This window comes from Bacillus cereus group sp. BfR-BA-01349, from assembly GCF_022663795.1.
In the GTDB taxonomy this organism is placed as follows: Bacteria; Bacillota; Bacilli; order Bacillales; family Bacillaceae_G; genus Bacillus_A; species Bacillus_A cereus.
The window spans coordinates 25,182-44,427 of record NZ_JAKUGE010000003.1 but is presented as its reverse complement, the minus strand read 5'-3'; the positions used below and the strand labels follow the sequence as shown (position 1 = coordinate 44,427).

The following is a 19,246-nucleotide window of genomic DNA, read 5'->3' as shown; positions in this document are numbered from 1 at the left end:
TCCCAATCCAAACGAATGTTCTTTTAAATTATAATATTATATATAACCTAATATGTAAAGTAATGGTTTTTCTAGAACCAATACCCCTTAAATCAAACAGCGATAATCCAAATCAAAAAAGCACTGAATATATACTTCATTCAGTGCTTTTTAAAGAGTAACAGCTAAGTTTCACTAATCTATTTATACCGTTTTATTCGATCTAGCGTTAATATTTCTTTTTAATGCTAACACAACGTTAGAACTTTCATTTCTAAAGTTAGCTAGTGTACCTCCTTCTAAACCAGTCAATGCTTCAAACATATCTTCACGTAGGCTCAATTGATACTCATTTGAAAGTTCGTCTAAAATGCTATTACCATCAAATACATTATTTTCAAGCAATGCAAGAATTGACTTTTTAATTAAAACTGGGCTTGTGGGCTTAGATTGTCCATCTAGTGGTTCTTTTTTTCTCCAACCATTTTTACTCATTTGTCTTTGCAGATACGAATATTGATTGAAAGTGATTACCCCTAAATTGTACGCTCTTCTAACCATTACTCCCACAGAAACATGCCATTTCTTCTTCATAAAAACATAATGGTCTAGGTCAATCGGAAACATACTAACATCTCTAATAAAAGGTTCTTTAGGTAATAGAAATGCACTAGCAAAATCATTTGCCTGTTGTTCCATTTCTCTTTCCTCATCCTTGGACAATGTAGATAAGTCAAGGTATGGTTCATGAATCAATATGTGAGCAAGCTCATGAGCTGCATCAAACTGCCTTCTATATCTACTCCCTTTATCATTACCTAATACTACAAAATAAACATCTGAACCATTTATTTTCCTTGTCTGTGTATATGCATCAATTTCAGAAACATTTATTCTTGAGGTAGAAACAATTATTCCATTTATCTCTAAGAGCTCCACCATATTTTTAATTGGCTTATCTCCTAGTTCCCAAAATTCCCTAGCTTGTACAGCCATTTCTTCTATGCTCATACTATCTATATCTAAAGTAGGTAAGTTTTCTGTAGGCAAATCAATATACTCATTAATAAGTTGATAAATAATTGAAAGAAAGTCTAATCTTAATTTCTGAGCCTCAAGATCTTTCTTCAAAGTTTTAGCAAGTGCTCTAAAATAAGCATTACCTACTTTATCTGTAACAGTGTCATCTTCAAAGTAAAACTTTCTTGGGAAACCTAATACCCCTTCCAATTGTAGCATGATTTCCCCACTAGGTGGATTAATATTTTTTTCATACTTAGAAATCATTTGTTTAGATATTGAAAGCTTTTCCGCTAAATCCAATAAACTCATTGCATTAAAGCGCCTAGCTAATTTCAATCTTTCACCATTAAATTTAGATGTGATCATCTTGAAAAATCCCTTTCTTTCTATGAGAAGAGCGCGATTTTATTCAGATGTTTGCTTTTTCTTTTTCTTCAGCGAAACCGTCAAATCATGCTGTTCTTGCTCTTGTTGTTTATCGTCCTTATCACTATCATCATTAGAAGCAACAGTAATAAAGTCGCTCCAATCCTCTTCATAAAGCGTATCTAAATTTTCATTTAGTATATTAGCCTTAACGGATTTTAATTCATAACCTCTCATATCAAGACTAATTACACAGAATTGTTCAATTTCACAAGGACATACCTGAAGCATTTCCTCATGTATTTGACGAGCTTCATCCTCATCATAATCAAAACCCATAGTTAACTGGGTCTGGATCGCTCTTCTCTGATTAAAATCTAATTTCTCCTCGAAATTCACATTACATATACCTGACAATGCAGAAATATAATACATCACTTTAGATTTTATCTTTCCCTGTTGCCTGGCCTCAAGATTCTTCTGAGACAGAAAGAAAAATAAAGTTTTACTTGTTATATCAACAAGTCCTGCAACTTTCCAGCCATTCCTCTTTGTTTTAAATGAAGTAAACTCCTCTGTATCATTCCCAATTTGACGGGAGTATATAAAACTCCATTTTGCCATCCCATGACCATTATTAAATCCATAATCAGTTGCTAATCTATCATTAGCCTTATACAACGACGCTTGAATCCTTTGAATGATTTGTCTGATACTATCTCCATTAACATTCAGTTTAAAAGGCAAAGACGCCACTCCCATTCTTTAATATTTCGTCTTCTTATTTTTACATTTTATCTGAAAAACGTCAACCTATAAACTTGTATTTTCGAAAATAGTCAATAACATTCTTTTTCCAATTAAAAGGGATATCAATTTCACATCAATATCCCTAAAAATCACACCATACTTGCAAATATAGTCAAACTATTTAATTTCCAAACGATACACAGTTGATTCTACCTCTGAATAGATTAACTCCCCACCTTCAAAACATCGTCAATCTTTCGGATTAATTCTCTCCTTTCAAGCTCAAACAGAGTATGGTCAATTTGTTCTTTCATCAACAAATGTTGTCGTTTATCGCCTTCCACAACAGTAGTATCCGGATATGCCGGATTATAGACTGGACTAATCTCACTTAAACGAGCCTTTAAAATAGTCCTATACTCTTCTTCGTATTTGGTTTCCCAAGTTGAATTTTCATCTACAAAGGTAAAAGATACTTGCGATAATTTACCGTTAGTCACTTCCTGGTATACTTTTTGTCCTAGATCATTATCAGGTAGTATTAGCTTGAAACTTAAGCCCACACTGTCTTCTTCCAAGGTTAAACTACCATCTTGAATTTTCCCTAAAAATTTATTTTTATTGTGATTAAATAATGCAAATTGGTCCTTTTCTTTCAATGACTCTTGAAAAGCTCCTTTTCTCACTCGCTCATAAAATTGTTTCCTGTTTGAGTATATCTTAATAGACCATTTGTCCCATTTCACCGCATAACCACTGATTATTTTTTCTTTACTCTCACTACGTGTCGTTAATTTTAGTTCTCCAACCGAACAACGTATTTCCATTTATATCACATCCGATACCATACAAATTATTAATAAATCATTCTATTAATTGCATGCTTTCTAGCTCCATTAATAACTTCACTATCAGCTGGATGAACGACCAATTGTTTTCCTTCAGTTGCGTAGCTATTATCACCATGGTATTCAGGAACATAATCAGTTTTCTTAACCGAATTAACTTTAGAACGAACGGTCTCACCAAACCTTTTATATTCTAAGTATTCTTGTTCATATTCATCTACTAACTTATGATATTCATCCCTTACTTTTAACGCTTTAGATTTTAACTCCTCCACAGTCTTATGCTTTTTATCCAAAATCTTTTGCGTCTCATTTACAACACCATTAAGATCCACAATTTCGGTTAATTTTGTATCTTGTAATTTCTCGATTACTTTTTCTTCTCTACGTATTTCAATTTCCTTTTTTAAAATGAGTTCCTCAACATCAACTGATTCTTGTTTTTTGAAGAAGAATTTCTTAGGATTCAACTTGTTTAACACTTGTTGTTTATCATCTGATTCAAGCTCTTCAATTTCCTTTTTTAAGGAATTAATTTTTTTCTGACTCTCTGCAATTAATTGTGATGGTCTAGCTAATACCTCCAACATTTCATGGTATAAATTTGCCTTTTTCATCATCTCTTCATAGTTCATTGTTATATCTCCTTTTATTTTTATAGTTTCATTGCATTTTATTTATTTTTTTCAACGCATCTTTTATCTGTTTTAAAATACTAATTCTTAATTCTTCTTCCTTGCTCATTTCGAATTTGGCCCTAAGTTCTCGGTGAGCCATAGATGCGGTCTCATACTTTCTAGTCATTTTCCTCACACCTCCTTTTTATATCATTTCGACAATTATCGACAAAATAAAGGTATAACATCCCCACTTTTTCACCTATTAACCCTATAAAAACACCCTATTTTCCATCTTAAAAACTGAAGGTTATATGCTCTAAATTGTTGATATAGCAAGGCTTACAACACCCTTATTGGCATTTTCGTATCAAACACCCCCCTTTATTTTTTAAAAATCTTTCCGAGGTGCACACTTGCCTCCCTCTTACCTATCTCCCAAAGCATGCTTGTCTTTTATTTTTGATAGGGGGGGTTATAAATTTACTCTTTTTCTCTATAAACTTTTTTAACGTACAAACCATTGTTTAGGTACGTTTCACCATTTTCAGCTTCTTTCATAAATCCCTTCAAATTCACCTGTAGATGGTATCTTTTATCTCTTTCAATATGGTAATAAAGGATACTTTCATCCTTATAAGCTGCACAAAGTAATTCTCCACGTATATCATCAATAAATGAGAATAAAATCAACTTACTATCTTTAAATCGAATGCTTTCTACATGTCCAAATAGATCTATGCTTACATTTTGCTCAATACCTTCCACAGTTCTATATCCTCCTATCTTTAATCTCCTGCAAACTTGATTTCCCTCATAATCTCAGCATGTTTCTTATTGATATAGCCTGTACTATAATTTAACTCCTCAGCTATGCTCTCTAATTTCATTCCATCGATATACTTTAGCTTGAGTATCCTATTTTCTAATCCTCTGAATGTACTCACTAACTTTTTCATATCATATAAGTCATTCATCTTATGAGCCAGTTCATACTCAATTGCTTCAATATGTACTTCTACTTTTGCGCCATCTGACTCAGCAGTTAGACGAACATTCCGTAAGTCGCCACTAATCCAGCGTTTTAGTTCAGCCTTTGTTTTATCTAAGTTGTAATCTAAATATGCTATGTCCTGTTCTAATTTCTGATAGTCTTTCAACCAATTCAATTACATATCACCTACTTAGATTTAATTCTCTTTTCTACTAATCTCTTTACCACCCAGCTTCATCTTCTTTAGAATATAGCCTGTACGAATATAAGGACTATCTTCCTCTATACAATGCGCATCCCTGTGTCCTTCACCTGTTCCGTGATGATGAAACTTTCTACAGTATTGACACCATGTACTAAGATTTCCTTTTTCATCGCGTTCAATTGCTAATACACTTGGAACTTTTTTAATTGCCATTTCTACACACCCCTTTAATAAAAATTGATTTATTGCTACTCTTTTGGCAACAAAGCAACAAGCGAGCAATAAGTCCAATTCCTTGTCACTCTAAGGCTTGTACATATTTTATTGCTTATTGCTGGCTATCATATCTCATTCGTGCATTTATCTCACAAATAATTAATACGTATATTTGTTATAAACATAAATACATTTTTAATAACTTATTAATAAAAACTAGCAATACGAACACCATAAACTCTTACGGCTCTACGGCTCATACTTATTGCCACTTTATTGCTTACTCCGCAATACAAACACTCTAAAGCCTTGCAACTCTAAGGTTTGTGCTTATTGCTATTTTATTGCTGATTTTGTTTTAAACCCTTTAACCGTTTTCCATGAACCATTAATTTTTATCATCTTATCTTTCCATTCCATTTCATACTTAGTACATACTGAATCTTTGAATTGTTTTTGCCCTAATGGATACTGAACATGGTTATCTTTGCACCATTCGTCATATGCCTTTAGAGCATCTGTCCCTCTAACTTCTTCAAAAAACTGCTTATCATATTCAAAAAAGAAGTCTGCAAGTGGGTCATTGTATTCCATAAAGTTCTGTTTCGCTTCCTCCGCCTTCTCGTTGTACGTTAGGATATCGGCTGTGCGTTGCTTCATTTCTTTTATTGCATCTACAGCCAATTTCAAGACGTATTCCTTTGCACTTACTGTTTCAAGTCGTTTCATGCTTTCCATTTCAGAAATACGATCTGGATCGTTCATAAAATTATGATCAAACGGTAAAATATGCAGTCGTTTATTAATCTGATTGCCATGCTCTCTAAAATTAGGGTAATGATTACTAGCTGTAATACATACCGTATTCATTTGTACTGTTTGACTACCTTTTCCTTTATATTCAATGTCGACATATCCACCTGTAATGATAGTTTTTAATGTTCCACTATCACGTATTACCTCATCGGGCTGATCATCTACGATATTTGCCAATTTCCCATAAATACTACTACCCGCAAAAGCGTTTTCCGCCAATTTCTGCGGACTTATCGCTGATATATTATCCCCAGAATTGAACGTCTTCTGTATCATATATAAAACAGTGGATTTCCCATTATGGGCACTACGTCCATATAAATAAAACATTTTCGGAACCAACAAGGTTGGATACAAAACTGCTCCAAACATTTCATGAATGTTTTTGATAGTAGGTAGATGTTCATCAGATACTTTCATCAGCGTTTTTTCAACAAATGAATCAAAAGCCTTTGAATTATATTTCGTTGGTATCTTTTTGGTTACGAATACATCTGGTGTAAACTCTTTAAATTGCATACTATCAAGATGCAATAAACCATTTTCTACTGCTATATAATTCTTAGATTCCTCATTTACCACTGGTGACATATCCATAATGTATTCTTGTACTTCACGCACTTGATTTCTTTTTAATATCTCTGCATCACGAACGAGTGAACGTAATTTTCTACACGTTTTATCAAGTTCATATATTCCAGTAGCTTTGTTGTACACGTAGATGTCACCATCTTCATTTGGAAAACGCACAATTTTATTTTCCTGTAAAATGTACTCGACCATGATATGATGTAAAAAACTAGTTCTTCCGTTATTTTCGCTCCACCAGGAGCCTTTCTTTATACCCGTTGTTTCAACTTGTTCATTATTTGGTGAATGAACATCATTCTTTCGAATATAATCGGAACTATGGTTATAATCCGAAACAGAACTGTGGGTAGATTCAATTGCTTTTTCAATTGTCATTTGTCCATATGTACGACCATCAGAAGAATGTGGCTTGTCCCATTTATCACGAATTAAAGCTGACTCCCTAAACATTGAATCCATCTTTACAGCATCTTTATCCGCCCAGAATGCAAGGTGGTTAGCTAGAGCCATATCTGTGGAAGAATGATCATTATTTATAAGCATTCCACAAAATAGATCTCTAATAGCTCTACCATTCTTACTATTAAACATTCGCTCCCATAGTTCTGAGTTTGAGAGATTACTTATGTTACTTTCCCTTGAAACAGACGATGTTTTTGGTGCTGCAGGCACTTCCTTCTTTTCTATATACTTTTGAAAAAGAATTTTTAAGTTTTCAGTTGATTCTTCCACAGGATGATTATTTATACTGTCTCCCGTGAATGTGAAGTACCGTGTATGTCTATATACCTCAAGACCAATAGAAGGAACTTTTTTGCCTGTCCCAGGACCTCTTAATGGAATTTTCCCTTTGGCTATGATGTGTATCCCTTTACCACTGGGAGAATATTCAGTGTAACTTGGAACAATGTTCATAATTTCTTGGGCCAGTTCAGATAAATCCCCATCAACAACACATTTATCCAAGTCAACTCCCACGTAATCATCTTGTTTACTAAATACAAAGCCTATTCCGTCATATCCACCTTGCTTATACTTTTCGACAACCGTTTTAAAAGTGGACCAAGTGTTACGATTATTCGCCTGCGCCATTTCGTTGTTTACTTGATATGGAACCTTTGTCGGTTTACCATTTCTCTTCTCTTTACGCCAAACCACCCATTGGGGACAGTTTTTCAATTCTGTCGGTATATTATTAAAATTATCAAGCATATATATCACCTCCTATTGCTGTCTAATTAACTTGATGTTAAAATATAAGTAGATAAATAATTGTTCTTGAAGATATATGAATTCGCCGTTCATATATCTTTTTTTATTGGTTTTTACCACTATTCTTCACTACCTCTTTAAATAATCCGTCTTTAATTTCATCTACTCTTTCATATTCTTTATTTAATTCATTCATCGTATAATTGAGCAGGCGCCAATACACTCTTAGCTTTCTATGAAATCCACGAAAACAATAAATTTCCTCACCTTTGTATACCGCTGTATCCATATCCTCTACTAAGTGCGCTAAAAGAACTTCTACATCTGTTAAAGTCGCAACGCTTACTCCCAGCGATCCTAATTCACCATCAAGTTCACTTGTGAAATTTTTTAAATTTGGTTGTTCATTGACTGCTACTAATTGATCCATATTTCTAACGCTCCTTATTTACTATTGTTAATTTCGTATAATCTTTTCTTAGCTTCAAACTCCATAGCTTCTAAAATCTCAGGATTTTTTCTTGCTACAGCACATCGTTTTACAATTTCATGTCCTTTCATCATCCTCGTTGCGGACAATACTCCGTTCATGTATTTTCACCTCACCCTTTTCAATTAAGGTTGCTACCCCTGTATTAGCTATAAGTCCCAACATTGCATTTATTTTCGGTCCGCAATAGACCATCTGACCAACAAAATATATCGATTTACCTTTTAATCTACGTTTGCCCACGCTTATTTTTTATAGATTGCTAGATATATCACCATTCATCCATTATCGATTTCAAAACTTTTACACTTTCTTCAAACGGCCAAATCCGCTTGCCTTTTTCCTTACGTCTTTCCAACAGCTTCATCCTTGGATCGTTTAAAAATTCGTTCTCTAAAAAAGATTTTGAGAGACACGTCATTTCACTCATCCGATTAATATCCCAAAAAACTAAAACTTGACGTAACTCTTGATTAACTTGTTCGTAAATATATTGACGAATTTCATGTTGATTGAGCGATACATCAACTGTAGCTAAAGTCATTTATCTTCTCTCCTTCATTTCGGTTGCTACCATCAACCACTGTGATTAAAAAAATATCTTCAATTTCAAGATTTAAACCGTTAGAAATTTTTACTGCTACTACTGGTGATGGATTACGATCACCACTTAATATTTGGCTTAGATACGTGTGTGAAAATCCATTTTCCTTAGAAAAACACCTTAAACTTTTACCTGTTTTAGCAATTAACAATCTTGTTGCCACTTCATCTTTTAATTCTATTTTAATCACATCTATTCACCACCTTTGCTTGCTCATAGTATACAACTGTTCGGTTGCCATCGTCAACCATTATTTTAAATTTGTTTGACACAGCAAACACCTTAAAGTAAAATTTAGACAAATAAATAAAGAAGGTGATTAAAATAGAATTAGGTGAATATATAAGAAAAGTTCGCAAGGAAAAAAAACTTTCATTAAGAAAAGCTGCTGAATTAACAGGTGTATCACACCCTTATTTATCACAATTAGAAACAGGTAGTAACAAGAAACCTTCAATAGAAATACTAGAAAAATTGGCATTAGGATTAGATCTTCATAATAATTATCTGACTTACCTAGCAGGTTACTATAAGATGCCACACATTGAATATGATGAGAATTTAACAGACGAAGAAAAAGAAGAAAAAATATGGGCAGAAATACATAAGGTAGATGGTGGATTTACAAATAATCCTTTTGATATCCTCTCGCCTTATCCACAAGATCCACCAGCTGCTCAGTATAATGATGATAAAAATAAGTTATTTAAAACAGCAACATTAGCATGTGAGCACAATCAACCGTTTCCTATTATTGTAGATAAAGAAAACAAAGTGAACATTGAAGTATATAAGGAAAACGGCTTAACCCTTAATGAACAAGATACTCGCGAGTTAACTGCCATGATAAATGGGTTTCTCTATGGGAAAAAATTTGTATCTAAAGAAGATGAAGAAAATACAGCTTTCGAAGATGCTTATAATGATGAAGATAAAAATTATTAATAACTAAAAGTCTATCCCCGATAGCGTTTGCCCACGCACGAAAGGGAAGATACATGATGAAGTTATATAAAACAAAGAAAGACCCTGAATTATACTATTATTTCAATACCAAAGGTGTAAAACTGTGGTGTTTTAGGCATAGATATTATGATTCGTTAGGAAAAAGGCGAGAGAAATATAAACAAGGGTATAAATCAGAAAACGAGGCTTATAGAGATCTACTTGAAGTCAAGACAAGTATTTTAAATGGCGAAGTTAAACAAGTGAAGAATTCTAATTTAACTATTTCAGAATGGCTGGATATATGGTATGAAACCCATAAAAATGAATGGAAAATCTCTTCATGTTCACAACGGGAAAATGCTATTAAATATCAAATGAAGCCGTTGCTTGGTAAGTATAAATTAGCTGAATTAGATAAATCCACTTATAAGCGTGTTTATATTAATGAACTATTAAAGAAATATAAACCTAGTACAGTTCAACTTTTCCATAGACTATTTAAAATTGCAATCAATGCCGCTGTGGATGATGAACTTATTCCTCGTAATAGATTTAATAAAATTACAATACCAAATGAAGAAAAGACAGTAGAAAACTTTTTCACAGCTGAAGAGTTAAATGAATTCATAGCAGCTGCTAAAAAGCACGAAAATATCACAAACTACAGCATAATTTTATTACTTGCTTTCACAGGATTAAGAAAAGGTGAAGCATTAGGATTACAGTGGAAAAACATTAATTTCGAAGAGAAAACTTTAACTGTGGAACGTACCCGTGATAACAAGGGGACACGCACACCTAAAACAAAAAATAGCTTCCGGACGATTTTAATTGATGATACCCTTATTAACCAATTGAAGGCATATAGAACATGGTGTAAAAAAACAAAGCTCTCTTTCGGCCTTCATTTACAAGATGATGATTTTATTTTCATATCTTATCAATCCGGGACACCTATAACAGATAACCCTTTAATGTATAGTTTTCAACGCATATTAAAACATACGACTTTGAAAAAAATCACTCCGCATGGTTTAAGACATACACATGCAACATTATTAATTAGCCAGCGGATCCCAGTAAAAGTTATTGCTGATCGTTTAGGTAATACACCACAAATGATTTTTGATATATATGGTCATTCATTTAAAGAATTAGAAGAAGAGTCAGTAGCTGCATTTAGTACAAGTTTACTTGCAGCTGGGGGAACTTTTGGGGGGGATTTTTAAAATCATGCCTCGAAACCTTGATAATATAAGGGTTTTTAATACTAAGGAGTTCTACTCTCGTTAATCTCGGTACTCTGAAAAGAGTATTATTAAAAGCCTTAGGAACCTTGTTTATCAAGGGGCCTGGGCTTTTTTTATTGAATATAGCCGGTATATGTATAGAACCGGAACAATGTAACAAAATAAAAAAGAACTGTAAGTCTATAGTTAATAAACCTTCCCCCTCCCTCTAGAATTCCATCCATCTTTTATCCACATTAATAAAAACCTCCCCTTCTTCTAACACTTAAAAACACTACATTCTACCCCATAACTCATTTCCCTTTGCTATACTCTCCTTCCGTTAACATTATTTTTACAACGTATCTATTTGTACGTAATCTATACCTTCCTTTTTCTATTTACATTCAACCTTAAAAACTTCTTCATCACCAGAGCATCCGAATGAGATTAAAAACTTAATGAACAAGCAACTTTTTCGCTTAATAATCAGAATATTACATTTACAACAACTCCCTTAAATTGGTATTATTTTCTTGTAAGGGAGGGAGGGAAAGTTCATGTCTTTAAATATGTATCTCGGTGAAGTACAAGCTCAAACAGAAAGTATGAACGCTTTCTGTAACGCTACTATTCAAGGAATGGAACAAATTATTCATTCTATTGACGCTTTTGCATTGGATACTGTTCTACAAGGACAAACATATAGTAGTGCAAAAGCATATTTCTTACAAACCTTTCGTCCGTTAGCACAAGGAATCATTTACTTATGCGAAGAATTAATCCGTCAAAATGATGCTTTTCCAAGAGACTTTCAATCACAGGTAGCTTCTACAGATGTTATCGAACAAGAAATAAGAGAACAAATCCAAGAAATCAATCAAACCATTGCAAGTATAGAAGCAATAGAGGTACTTACACCACTGCCTGGAGTAGACTCAATTGTGGCTGTTTTAATTGCGATGAGAAAAAAGCTTGATGAAAAACTAGAGCGTCTACATGAATTCGATTATACATCCAGTAATAACTACAGCACGGCCCTTCAACTAGCAGCTAGTATTGCTATGGGTTTAGCGGAAGTCCAAAGCGGGAAAGGTTTTAGTCCGGTAAGTGGTACATTTAGTACACAAAGGTTGAATATGGAATGGATAGCCTCTATTCAAAAAATTGCAGAGGAAAGAGTTCAAGAAGCCGAAATAAAAAAAGAAATTGAAGAAAAAATGGCTTTGCAGGAACAAGAAGCTAATAGACCGTGGTACCAAAAAACAGCTATTGGCGCTTGGGAATTCTTCCAAGGAATTTGTAATTCAGCTGCTGAAAACTTTACAGGCGTGGAATTACCAATGGGCAATGAATTAGAAAACAAAACAACCTTTCAAGCCGGAAATCTTGTGGGGAATTTTGTATCAGGGGTAGGATCTATTTTTGAAATTTTGGGCGGTATAGCTATTGTAACAGGATCAAATGTTGGAACCGTATTGTTAGAAGGAGTAACTTTCGGGGCAGCATCACCAATTGTTATCCCAGCTGATTTAGCTCTTACAACCGTTGGAGCAGGTGTTGCTACACATGGTACATTTGTATGGTATAATACCGTTCAAAATAGTATTGATACTTTGCAAAGGTTTCAGTCTTCTTCTGGAGGTTCCTCTAAAAATCTTTTAAAAGATGGTAAGTTTGTCGAATCTGATTTAGAATTAAAATATGCGGAATATTGCGTTAGAAAAGCAAAAGACGGTAAAGTACCTAAAGATAGATTGAACTGGAAAGAAGCAAGTGATTATTGGACAAAAGATTCACCTATGGCAAGAGGAAATCGTTTTAATCAAACTGCAGGAAAAAATAGATGGTATCCGAATAATGAGGTACATTTAAGTAATGGTAAAAGATTAGATTCATATGACCCAATTAAAGGGGAAATAGTTTCCAGAAAAGCTACAGATCTAGCGGATATTGATATTAAAACTTTTGAAAAACATTTGAAAGAAATGAAAGATAAGTATGCTATTGGAACCAAGATTCGTTCAAATAAATATAGAAGAATAGATGGAAAATCACTAGAAGGAAAACAAATTTTAGAGATTCCAGCATCTAATAAAAATTTTGAACGAATAGAGGAATATATAAAATTAGCAAAAGAAAAATATGATATTGATATTAGGTTTAGGGAGGAATAATTGATGGCATATGATTTAGAACTTGAAATAAAAGAGGTACTTGAGAAAATTAAATTTGTAGAAAGATATAAATCCTTATCAGAAAAATTTTCCGATAGAACAAATACATTTGAAAACTATGAAAATGAAAAAGCTATTGAAGTATTCAAGTCTCTTGGCTATAAAGCTCGTTACAATAAAAAAGAAGACTTTTTTATTGTAGGAGAAGTAAAAAACAAAGATGTCTACACCTTTAGATTCAACATCAGCTTAAAATATGGTGTTGCTGAATTGATTTGGGAAGCATGGCATAATGGTGAAGTTAGAGCTGGAGACCCTTGGGACATATTTATAAGATTGTTATCAAATGACACGGAAAAAGTACCCGTGCTATATTTCCACAGTTACGATGAACTCAAAGAAATCATGAAAATCGCCTTTGAAATGTACGAAGATTTTAAACAAGAATTAATTCCTATCTATTCATAATTTTATATATAAGAAAGGCAATCTTATCCTATACATAAAGAAATCCGACTCACAAGAGCCGGATTTCTTTATGTATCTAATCTTGAGACGTTGCGCCTTGGAAACATGAATAGAGGGAGATGGTCTTATGCTAAGAAAATATTATTCAAAAAACAATCATTTACAACCATTTTTTGAGGAAGTTAATAAATATGTAGATGGTATTCATAACCTAAATAATGGAATCAGCTTAGAAGATATAACAAGCCTTCAAAATGAACTTAACATTCAAATTCCTGATATATATAAAGATTTTCTCCAAGTGTGTCATGGTGGAGAATTATTTATACCTGGAACAATCCTGTCAGAAATTCATACAGCTGCTCAGGGTCCAAAACAGCGTGGTGGCTCTTATCTAAATGATTCGTTTAAAAAAGAACGAAGACCGACAAAGATGCCAGACACGTATTTAATCATCGCAGATTTAAACTATGGTGACTCGATATGTATAGACTTAGAATCAAGCAATGGATACGATGCAACGGTAATACAATGGGATAGGGAGATTCACAGCGTTTCTAGATCATGGAATGGTTTGGTGGAATGGTTAATGGATACCTTAGACGAAGGATCATTACTAGTAGATTATGATGGTAATGAAAAAGATTTAGACTTTTAACATGAATAGTAAAAGTGGAGCCACAAGAATTAATTCCTATTTATTCATGATTTCACCTTAAAGATATATGAAGTAATGACCCAAAAATAAGGATAGACTTAATATTTTAGGAGGAATAACTTTTGTCTTATTCATTAAAACCTGAAATACAAGCCAGTCTTGCAAAAATTGATTTTATTAAGAGATATAAAGCCCTATCAGAAAAGTTTTCTGATAAGGAAAATACATTTGAAAACTATGAAAACGAAAAAGTAATTGCAGTATTTGAGTCTCTTGGCTATAAAGCTCGTTTTATGAAAAAAGAAAACTTTTTTATTGTTGGTGAGGTCAAGAATAAAAACATCTATACTTTTAGATTTAATATTAGTTTAAAACATGGCCTTGTTGAGTTTATTTAGTCTGCACGACATAATGGTGCAATAAGAGCTGGAGATCCATGGGCTATGTTTGTAGCAATATTATCAAATGATACAGAAAAAATACTTCGTCCATGCTTCCACAGTTACGATGAACTCAAAGAAATCATGAAAATCGCCTTTGAAATGTACGAAGATTTCAAGCGAGAATTAATTCCTATTTATTCATAATTCAAAAAGCTACCGAAGACACCAAAACAGTTACTTCGAGTAGCTTTTATTTATATATATTAAAGTTATTTATTTTCCTCTTTTTGAACATATACATAAGCATCTTTCTGCTCTTTATGTATATCAACCTTCGAATTCTCTGCAAGTTGACCCGCGTTTAGCAAAGAAAAAATAATCAACGCTTCTAGTGACATTTCGTTTTACCACTCCTTTCTAATTGTTATACGTTTATCATACCGCTTACATGTGATTTCCGTATGAACTCGAAAAGGAGATTAAAACAAAAAAGCTTTGAGGAAATTCCTCAAAGCTTTTTATTTATTAGTAACGAATTAAGAAATATTTCTTTTTACCGCGGCGAATGATTGTGAATTTACCTTCGATGCGGTCGTTTTCTGTTACAACGTAGTCTAATGCTTGTGTACGCTCACCATTTACGTAGATTGCGCCGTTCGTTACATCTTCACGTGCTTGACGTTTTGATGGAGAGATTTTGCTTTCTACAAGTAAGTCAATTAATACTGTATCTTCTGCAGTACGTTCTACAGATGGTACGTCTTTGAATCCTTGCTCGATTTCGCTTGCAGTCAGTTCTGCTACAGAACCGCTGAATAATGCAGCTGAAATTTTAATCGCTTGCTCTAATGCTTCTTCACCATGAACAAGTTTTGTCATTTCAGAACCTAATGCTTTTTGTGCTGCACGTTTTTCTGGCGCTTCAGCTACTTGCTTTTCAAGCTCAAGAATTTCTTCGTGAGATAAGAATGTGAAGTATTTTAAGTATTTAACAACGTCGCGGTCATCTGTGTTGATCCAGAATTGGTAGAACTCGTAAGGAGTTGTTTTCTCTGGGTCTAACCAAATTGCGCCGCCTTCTGTTTTACCAAACTTCGTACCGTCAGATTTTGTAACAAGTGGAATTGTTAAACCGAATGCTTTCGCATCTTCTTCTGATTTACGGATTAATTCAAGACCAGCTGTAATGTTACCCCATTGGTCACTACCACCGATTTGCAGACGGCAATTATGTTGTTGGTATAAGTTTAAGAAGTCGTATGATTGTAAAATCATGTAACTGAACTCAGTGAATGAAATACCAGTTTCTAAACGAGATGCTACTGTATCTTTTGCTAACATATAGTTTAAACCGAAGTTTTTACCGATATCGCGTAAGAATGAAATTACATCTAAGTTACCAAGCCAGTCGTAGTTGTTAGCCATCGTTGCTGGGTTGTCCACGTTTTCAAACTCTAAGAAGTTTGAAAGTTGGTTTTTAATGCTTTCTGTGTAGTAAGCAACTGTATCTTTCGTATTTAATGTACGCTCTGCTTTTTTACCACTTGGATCACCGATCATACCAGTACCACCGCCAACAAGTGCGATTGGTTGGTGACCAGCTAATTGGAAACGACGTAACATTAATACTGGTAACATATGACCAATGTGTAAGCTATCTGCTGTCGGGTCGAAACCACAGTATAATTTAACGCTTTCTTTTTCTAATAATTGCTCAAGGCCCTCAGTATCTGTTTGCTGATTAATTAGACCGCGAAATTCAAGATCTTGTAAAATACCCATATCCTACATACTCTCCTTTAAGTTCATTACTGGCGTGAAAGTTGAAAACATAAAAAAATCGCCCCTTCAAATAAGGGACGATTTTGATTATCGCGTTACCACCCTAGTTGCAGGCAAAAAAAGCCTACCACCTTATTTACATAACGGCTTAGCACCGTCTTTTCCCTTTTGAATATAATTCAATCGAAAAAAGATGCTCTAGGGGCGTAATTCGCGATCATCTATGTGCTGATTTTCACCGGCCATCAGCTCTCTAAAACAGGGAAATGATCACTACTTCTCCCTTTCCACGCTCAATTATTCATATACTTTTCTTTATACCATCATTTATATAGGCATGTCAAATAGAGGTGGAATTTCACTTCTCTCCAATCCTTTACAACGTCGCAAAGAGTAATTTATTAGATATAAAAAAGCCTCCCTCATCTATTCTTTCATAAATGTATACAGACGAGGAAGGCACTTCGTTCAAATATTATTTTAGTTTTTTTATAATCTTTGCAGGATTCCCACCAACTACTACATTATTAGGCACATCTTTCGTTACGACAGCACCAGATGCGATCACCGCATTGTCTCCAATTGTTACACCTGGATTAATAATTGCTCTTCCGCCAATCCATACGTTATCGCCAATTGTAACTGGTTTTCCGTATTCTGATCCGCTTATACGCTCAATTGGATCAAGTGGGTGCGTTGCTGTATAAATGTGGACACCTGGAGCTAACATACAGTTCACTCCGATTGTTACCGGGCATACGTCTAGAATCGTACAGTCAAAGTTCGCGTAAAAATTTTCACCGACATGAATGTTATAGCCGTAATCACATCTAAAAGAAGATTCAAGATGAATATTATCTCCTGTCGTTCCGAATAATTCTTTTACGATTTCGCTACGCTCTTTCAATTGCTCTTCTGACGTATCATTTAATTTTCTCGTTAATATACGCGCTTGCTCTCTTTCTTGTACTAAAACTAGATCAGCCGGTATGTACATTTCTCCTAGTATCATCTTTTCCTTTTCTGTTTTCATCATACTATCCCCTTTAACTTATATATATAAGTTCATGATATCATAAAAAAGAAAGGCCTGAACATTTTTCGTTCAGACCTTCCTCTCTTAATCTTCCATCGTTGATAAGTCACCTGTTGGTAAATTCAGCTCCCACGCTTTTAATACGCGGCGCATAATTTTACCACTTCTCGTTTTCGGTAATTTATCTCTAAATTCAATTTGTCGTGGCGCTGCATGAGCTGCTAGGCCTTTCTTTACAAATTGACGAATTTCTTCTTTTAATTCATCAGATGGTTCGTATCCTGCTCGAAGTGCGATAAATGCTTTAATAATTTCGCCGCGCACCGGATCAGGAATACCAATTACACCAGCTTCTGCAACAGCAGCATGCTCGATTAATTTACTTTCTACTTCAAACGGACCAACGCGCTCACCTGACGTCATAATTACATCGTCAATACGTCCTTGGAACCAGAAGTATCCATCTTCATCCATATAGGCAGAGTCGCCTGATACGTACCAATCTCCCGGCATGAAATAAGATTCATATTTTTGCTGGTTATTCCAGATCCCACGCATCATAGATGGCCAACCTTTCGCAATTGCTAAGTTACCCATTGTGTAAGGAGGCACTTCATTTCCTTCATTATCAACAATCGCTGCTTTCACACCTGGAATTGGTTTACCCATTGAACCTGGACGGATTTCCATACAAGGGTAGTTACAAATAACTTGTCCACCTGTTTCTGTCATCCACCACGTATCATGAATACGAAGTCCAAATGCGTTCATACCCCAGCGAATTACTTCTGGATTTAACGGCTCACCAACGCTTAATACGTGACGAACTTGTGATAAGTCATATTTTTTAATTGCGTCTTGTCCAGCTCCCATTAACATACGGAATGCTGTTGGTGCGCTGTACCAAACCGTCACACCGTAATCTTGCAGTGCTTCATACCAAGCTTCTGGACTAAAGCGTCCACCTAAAATAACGTTTGACGCTCCAACTAACCACGGTGCGAAAATACCGTAAGCTGTTCCAGTTACCCAGCCCGGGTCAGCAGTACACCAATATACATCGTCTTCTTTTAAATCTAATACCCACTTCGCCGTTTGATAGTGCTGAACCATTGCGTTTTGCGCATGAAGCACACCTTTTGGCTTACCAGTAGAACCAGACGTGTAATGTAGAATCAAGCCGTCTTCACGGCCTAACCATTCAATATGTAATTCTTTTGAAGCTTGTTCAAATAAAGGATTGAACGCTACCGTTTTACCGCCTTCTTCTACATTATCTCCAACAAGGAAAACTGTTTTTAAAGCCGGTAAATCATTTAATGGTACGCGCTCTAACAATTCAGGCGTTGTAATTAACACCTTTGCTTCGCTATCTTCTAAGCGATCGCGAACTGCGCCTTCCATAAATGCTTCAAATAGCGGTCCAACAATTGCTCCTAATTTCACTGCACCTAAAAGTGCGAAATATAACTCTGGAGAACGTGGCATAAAAATAAAAACGCGATCGCCTTTTTCTACATCGCCATAATTCTTAAGGACGTTTCCTGCTTTATTAGAAAAATCCTTCATTTCCTTAAATGTATATTTCTCTTTTCGCGATCCATCTTGATAATAAAGAGCTACTTTATTCTTTCGATCGGATTTCGCATGCTTATCAATTGCCTCATACGCCATATTTACTCGGCCTGTTTCATTCCAAGTAAAGTTTTTATTAACCTCTTCCCAGTTAAAATTCGCGTATGCCTCATCATAATTCGGCAAATTATTTTCTCCTTTAATGACAGGAAGCGTTTCTACTTTCATACTTTACATCCCCCTCCTATGTATTCTATTATCTATTATAATGACATTATT

22 protein-coding genes, 1 pseudogene and 1 other annotated feature are annotated in these 19,246 nt (G+C 34.5%); of the genes and pseudogenes, 6 read left to right on the top strand and 17 right to left on the bottom strand.

Annotated elements, in window-relative coordinates; translation table 11 throughout:
* Nucleotides 1-183: 183 nt before the first annotated feature.
* The 13 genes from MR169_RS02930 to MR169_RS02870 all read right to left on the bottom strand — a co-directional run bounded on the left by MR169_RS02930 (nt 184) and on the right by MR169_RS02870 (nt 8,901).
* A complete protein-coding gene (locus MR169_RS02930; protein ID WP_242318870.1) occupies nt 184-1,368 on the bottom strand; it encodes an XRE family transcriptional regulator in 1,185 nt (394 codons plus the stop codon).
* A 39-nt stretch (nt 1,369-1,407) separates the two neighbouring features.
* Nucleotides 1,408-2,115 (bottom strand): DUF5986 family protein, encoded by a 708-nt coding sequence (locus MR169_RS02925; RefSeq protein ID WP_255846422.1) that lies wholly within the window; start codon nt 2,113-2,115, stop codon nt 1,408-1,410.
* A 227-nt stretch (nt 2,116-2,342) separates the two neighbouring features.
* Nucleotides 2,343-2,945: an HK97 family phage prohead protease gene (locus MR169_RS02920; RefSeq protein ID WP_242318869.1), complete on the bottom strand. Its 603-nt coding sequence runs from the start codon at nt 2,943-2,945 to the stop codon at nt 2,343-2,345.
* A gap of 29 nt (nt 2,946-2,974) precedes the next feature.
* Nucleotides 2,975-3,601, bottom strand: coding sequence for a hypothetical protein (locus tag MR169_RS02915; RefSeq protein WP_242318868.1), 627 nt, complete (start codon nt 3,599-3,601; stop codon nt 2,975-2,977).
* A 28-nt stretch (nt 3,602-3,629) separates the two neighbouring features.
* Nucleotides 3,630-3,770, bottom strand: coding sequence for a hypothetical protein (locus MR169_RS02910; protein WP_242318867.1), 141 nt, complete (start codon nt 3,768-3,770; stop codon nt 3,630-3,632).
* Nucleotides 3,771-4,066: 296 nt separating this feature from the next.
* Nucleotides 4,067-4,351, bottom strand: coding sequence for a hypothetical protein (locus MR169_RS02905; RefSeq protein WP_242318866.1), 285 nt, complete (start codon nt 4,349-4,351; stop codon nt 4,067-4,069).
* Between the two features lie 20 nt (nt 4,352-4,371).
* A complete protein-coding gene (locus MR169_RS02900) occupies nt 4,372-4,752 on the bottom strand; it encodes a hypothetical protein (protein ID WP_242318865.1) in 381 nt (126 codons plus the stop codon).
* 21 nt (nt 4,753-4,773) lie between these two features.
* On the bottom strand, nt 4,774-4,995 hold the full coding sequence (locus MR169_RS02895; protein WP_242318864.1) for a hypothetical protein: 222 nt from the start codon (nt 4,993-4,995) through the stop codon (nt 4,774-4,776).
* A 339-nt stretch (nt 4,996-5,334) separates the two neighbouring features.
* A complete protein-coding gene (locus MR169_RS02890) occupies nt 5,335-7,617 on the bottom strand; it encodes a phage/plasmid primase, P4 family (protein ID WP_242318863.1) in 2,283 nt (760 codons plus the stop codon).
* A gap of 103 nt (nt 7,618-7,720) precedes the next feature.
* Complete coding sequence (locus MR169_RS02885; RefSeq protein ID WP_000372569.1) at nt 7,721-8,047, bottom strand: hypothetical protein; 327 nt, start codon at nt 8,045-8,047, stop codon at nt 7,721-7,723.
* 14 nt (nt 8,048-8,061) lie between these two features.
* Nucleotides 8,062-8,208, bottom strand: a complete 147-nt coding sequence (locus MR169_RS02880; RefSeq protein ID WP_001014689.1) for a hypothetical protein — start codon at nt 8,206-8,208, stop codon at nt 8,062-8,064.
* 170 nt (nt 8,209-8,378) lie between these two features.
* Nucleotides 8,379-8,651, bottom strand: a complete 273-nt coding sequence (locus MR169_RS02875) for a hypothetical protein (RefSeq protein WP_000171001.1) — start codon at nt 8,649-8,651, stop codon at nt 8,379-8,381.
* Nucleotides 8,632-8,901: a helix-turn-helix transcriptional regulator gene (locus MR169_RS02870; protein ID WP_242318862.1), complete on the bottom strand. Its 270-nt coding sequence runs from the start codon at nt 8,899-8,901 to the stop codon at nt 8,632-8,634. Before MR169_RS02870 ends, MR169_RS02875 begins: the two co-directional genes overlap by 20 nt.
* 125 nt (nt 8,902-9,026) lie before the next feature.
* Here MR169_RS02870 and MR169_RS02865 point away from each other — a divergent pair, with 125 nt between their 5' ends.
* From MR169_RS02865 to MR169_RS02840, 6 genes and pseudogenes are all read left to right on the top strand, one after another.
* On the top strand, nt 9,027-9,656 hold the full coding sequence (locus MR169_RS02865; RefSeq protein ID WP_242318861.1) for a helix-turn-helix domain-containing protein: 630 nt from the start codon (nt 9,027-9,029) through the stop codon (nt 9,654-9,656).
* A 56-nt stretch (nt 9,657-9,712) separates the two neighbouring features.
* Nucleotides 9,713-10,888 carry a tyrosine-type recombinase/integrase gene (locus MR169_RS02860; RefSeq protein WP_481746811.1) on the top strand — a complete coding sequence of 392 codons (1,176 nt, stop codon included), beginning with the start codon at nt 9,713-9,715 and terminating at the stop codon, nt 10,886-10,888.
* Between the two features lie 560 nt (nt 10,889-11,448).
* On the top strand, nt 11,449-13,065 hold the full coding sequence (locus tag MR169_RS02855) for an LXG domain-containing protein (RefSeq protein ID WP_242318859.1): 1,617 nt from the start codon (nt 11,449-11,451) through the stop codon (nt 13,063-13,065).
* A 3-nt stretch (nt 13,066-13,068) separates the two neighbouring features.
* Entirely contained in the window at nt 13,069-13,533 is a 465-nt protein-coding gene (locus MR169_RS02850) for a hypothetical protein (protein ID WP_000312815.1), read from the top strand.
* Between the two features lie 127 nt (nt 13,534-13,660).
* Nucleotides 13,661-14,191 (top strand): SMI1/KNR4 family protein, encoded by a 531-nt coding sequence (locus tag MR169_RS02845; RefSeq protein WP_000944937.1) that lies wholly within the window; start codon nt 13,661-13,663, stop codon nt 14,189-14,191.
* A 122-nt stretch (nt 14,192-14,313) separates the two neighbouring features.
* Nucleotides 14,314-14,778, top strand: a pseudogene (locus MR169_RS02840) (hypothetical protein).
* A 65-nt stretch (nt 14,779-14,843) separates the two neighbouring features.
* On the opposite strand, the gene MR169_RS02835 reads toward MR169_RS02840, so the two are convergent.
* The 4 genes from MR169_RS02835 to acsA form a co-directional block, all read right to left on the bottom strand.
* Nucleotides 14,844-14,972: a hypothetical protein gene (locus MR169_RS02835; protein ID WP_000050940.1), complete on the bottom strand. Its 129-nt coding sequence runs from the start codon at nt 14,970-14,972 to the stop codon at nt 14,844-14,846.
* A gap of 127 nt (nt 14,973-15,099) precedes the next feature.
* Nucleotides 15,100-16,356: a tyrosine--tRNA ligase gene (tyrS, locus tag MR169_RS02830; RefSeq protein WP_242318858.1), complete on the bottom strand. Its 1,257-nt coding sequence runs from the start codon at nt 16,354-16,356 to the stop codon at nt 15,100-15,102.
* A gap of 70 nt (nt 16,357-16,426) precedes the next feature.
* Nucleotides 16,427-16,655 (bottom strand) — a binding site (T-box leader).
* Between the two features lie 176 nt (nt 16,656-16,831).
* The gene (locus MR169_RS02825; protein WP_002001062.1) at nt 16,832-17,392 is read right to left on the bottom strand and encodes a maltose acetyltransferase domain-containing protein; all 561 of its coding nucleotides are present in this window, start codon (nt 17,390-17,392) and stop codon (nt 16,832-16,834) included.
* Between the two features lie 84 nt (nt 17,393-17,476).
* Entirely contained in the window at nt 17,477-19,195 is a 1,719-nt protein-coding gene (gene acsA / locus MR169_RS02820) for an acetate--CoA ligase (protein WP_000862049.1), read from the bottom strand.
* Nucleotides 19,196-19,246 lie beyond the last annotated feature (51 nt).

What these genes read in the sequence shown, in the direction of transcription:
- MR169_RS02845 (WP_000944937.1), top strand. Translation starts at nt 13,661, where the DNA reads ATGCTAAGAAAATATTATTCAAAAAACAATCATTTACAACCATTTTTT.
- MR169_RS02835 (WP_000050940.1), bottom strand. Translation starts at nt 14,972, where the DNA reads ATGTCACTAGAAGCGTTGATTATTTTTTCTTTGCTAAACGCGGGTCAA.
- acsA (WP_000862049.1), bottom strand. Translation starts at nt 19,195, where the DNA reads ATGAAAGTAGAAACGCTTCCTGTCATTAAAGGAGAAAATAATTTGCCG.
- MR169_RS02910 (WP_242318867.1), bottom strand. Translation starts at nt 3,770, where the DNA reads ATGACTAGAAAGTATGAGACCGCATCTATGGCTCACCGAGAACTTAGG.
- MR169_RS02890 (WP_242318863.1), bottom strand. Translation starts at nt 7,617, where the DNA reads ATGCTTGATAATTTTAATAATATACCGACAGAATTGAAAAACTGTCCC.
- MR169_RS02885 (WP_000372569.1), bottom strand. Translation starts at nt 8,047, where the DNA reads ATGGATCAATTAGTAGCAGTCAATGAACAACCAAATTTAAAAAATTTC.
- MR169_RS02920 (WP_242318869.1), bottom strand. Translation starts at nt 2,945, where the DNA reads ATGGAAATACGTTGTTCGGTTGGAGAACTAAAATTAACGACACGTAGT.
- MR169_RS02875 (WP_000171001.1), bottom strand. Translation starts at nt 8,651, where the DNA reads ATGACTTTAGCTACAGTTGATGTATCGCTCAATCAACATGAAATTCGT.
- MR169_RS02860 (WP_481746811.1), top strand. Translation starts at nt 9,713, where the DNA reads ATGAAGTTATATAAAACAAAGAAAGACCCTGAATTATACTATTATTTC.
- MR169_RS02895 (WP_242318864.1), bottom strand. Translation starts at nt 4,995, where the DNA reads ATGGCAATTAAAAAAGTTCCAAGTGTATTAGCAATTGAACGCGATGAA.
- MR169_RS02825 (WP_002001062.1), bottom strand. Translation starts at nt 17,392, where the DNA reads ATGATGAAAACAGAAAAGGAAAAGATGATACTAGGAGAAATGTACATA.
- MR169_RS02930 (WP_242318870.1), bottom strand. Translation starts at nt 1,368, where the DNA reads ATGATCACATCTAAATTTAATGGTGAAAGATTGAAATTAGCTAGGCGC.
- MR169_RS02915 (WP_242318868.1), bottom strand. Translation starts at nt 3,601, where the DNA reads ATGAACTATGAAGAGATGATGAAAAAGGCAAATTTATACCATGAAATG.
- MR169_RS02880 (WP_001014689.1), bottom strand. Translation starts at nt 8,208, where the DNA reads ATGAACGGAGTATTGTCCGCAACGAGGATGATGAAAGGACATGAAATT.
- tyrS (WP_242318858.1), bottom strand. Translation starts at nt 16,356, where the DNA reads ATGGGTATTTTACAAGATCTTGAATTTCGCGGTCTAATTAATCAGCAA.
- MR169_RS02855 (WP_242318859.1), top strand. Translation starts at nt 11,449, where the DNA reads ATGTCTTTAAATATGTATCTCGGTGAAGTACAAGCTCAAACAGAAAGT.
- MR169_RS02850 (WP_000312815.1), top strand. Translation starts at nt 13,069, where the DNA reads ATGGCATATGATTTAGAACTTGAAATAAAAGAGGTACTTGAGAAAATT.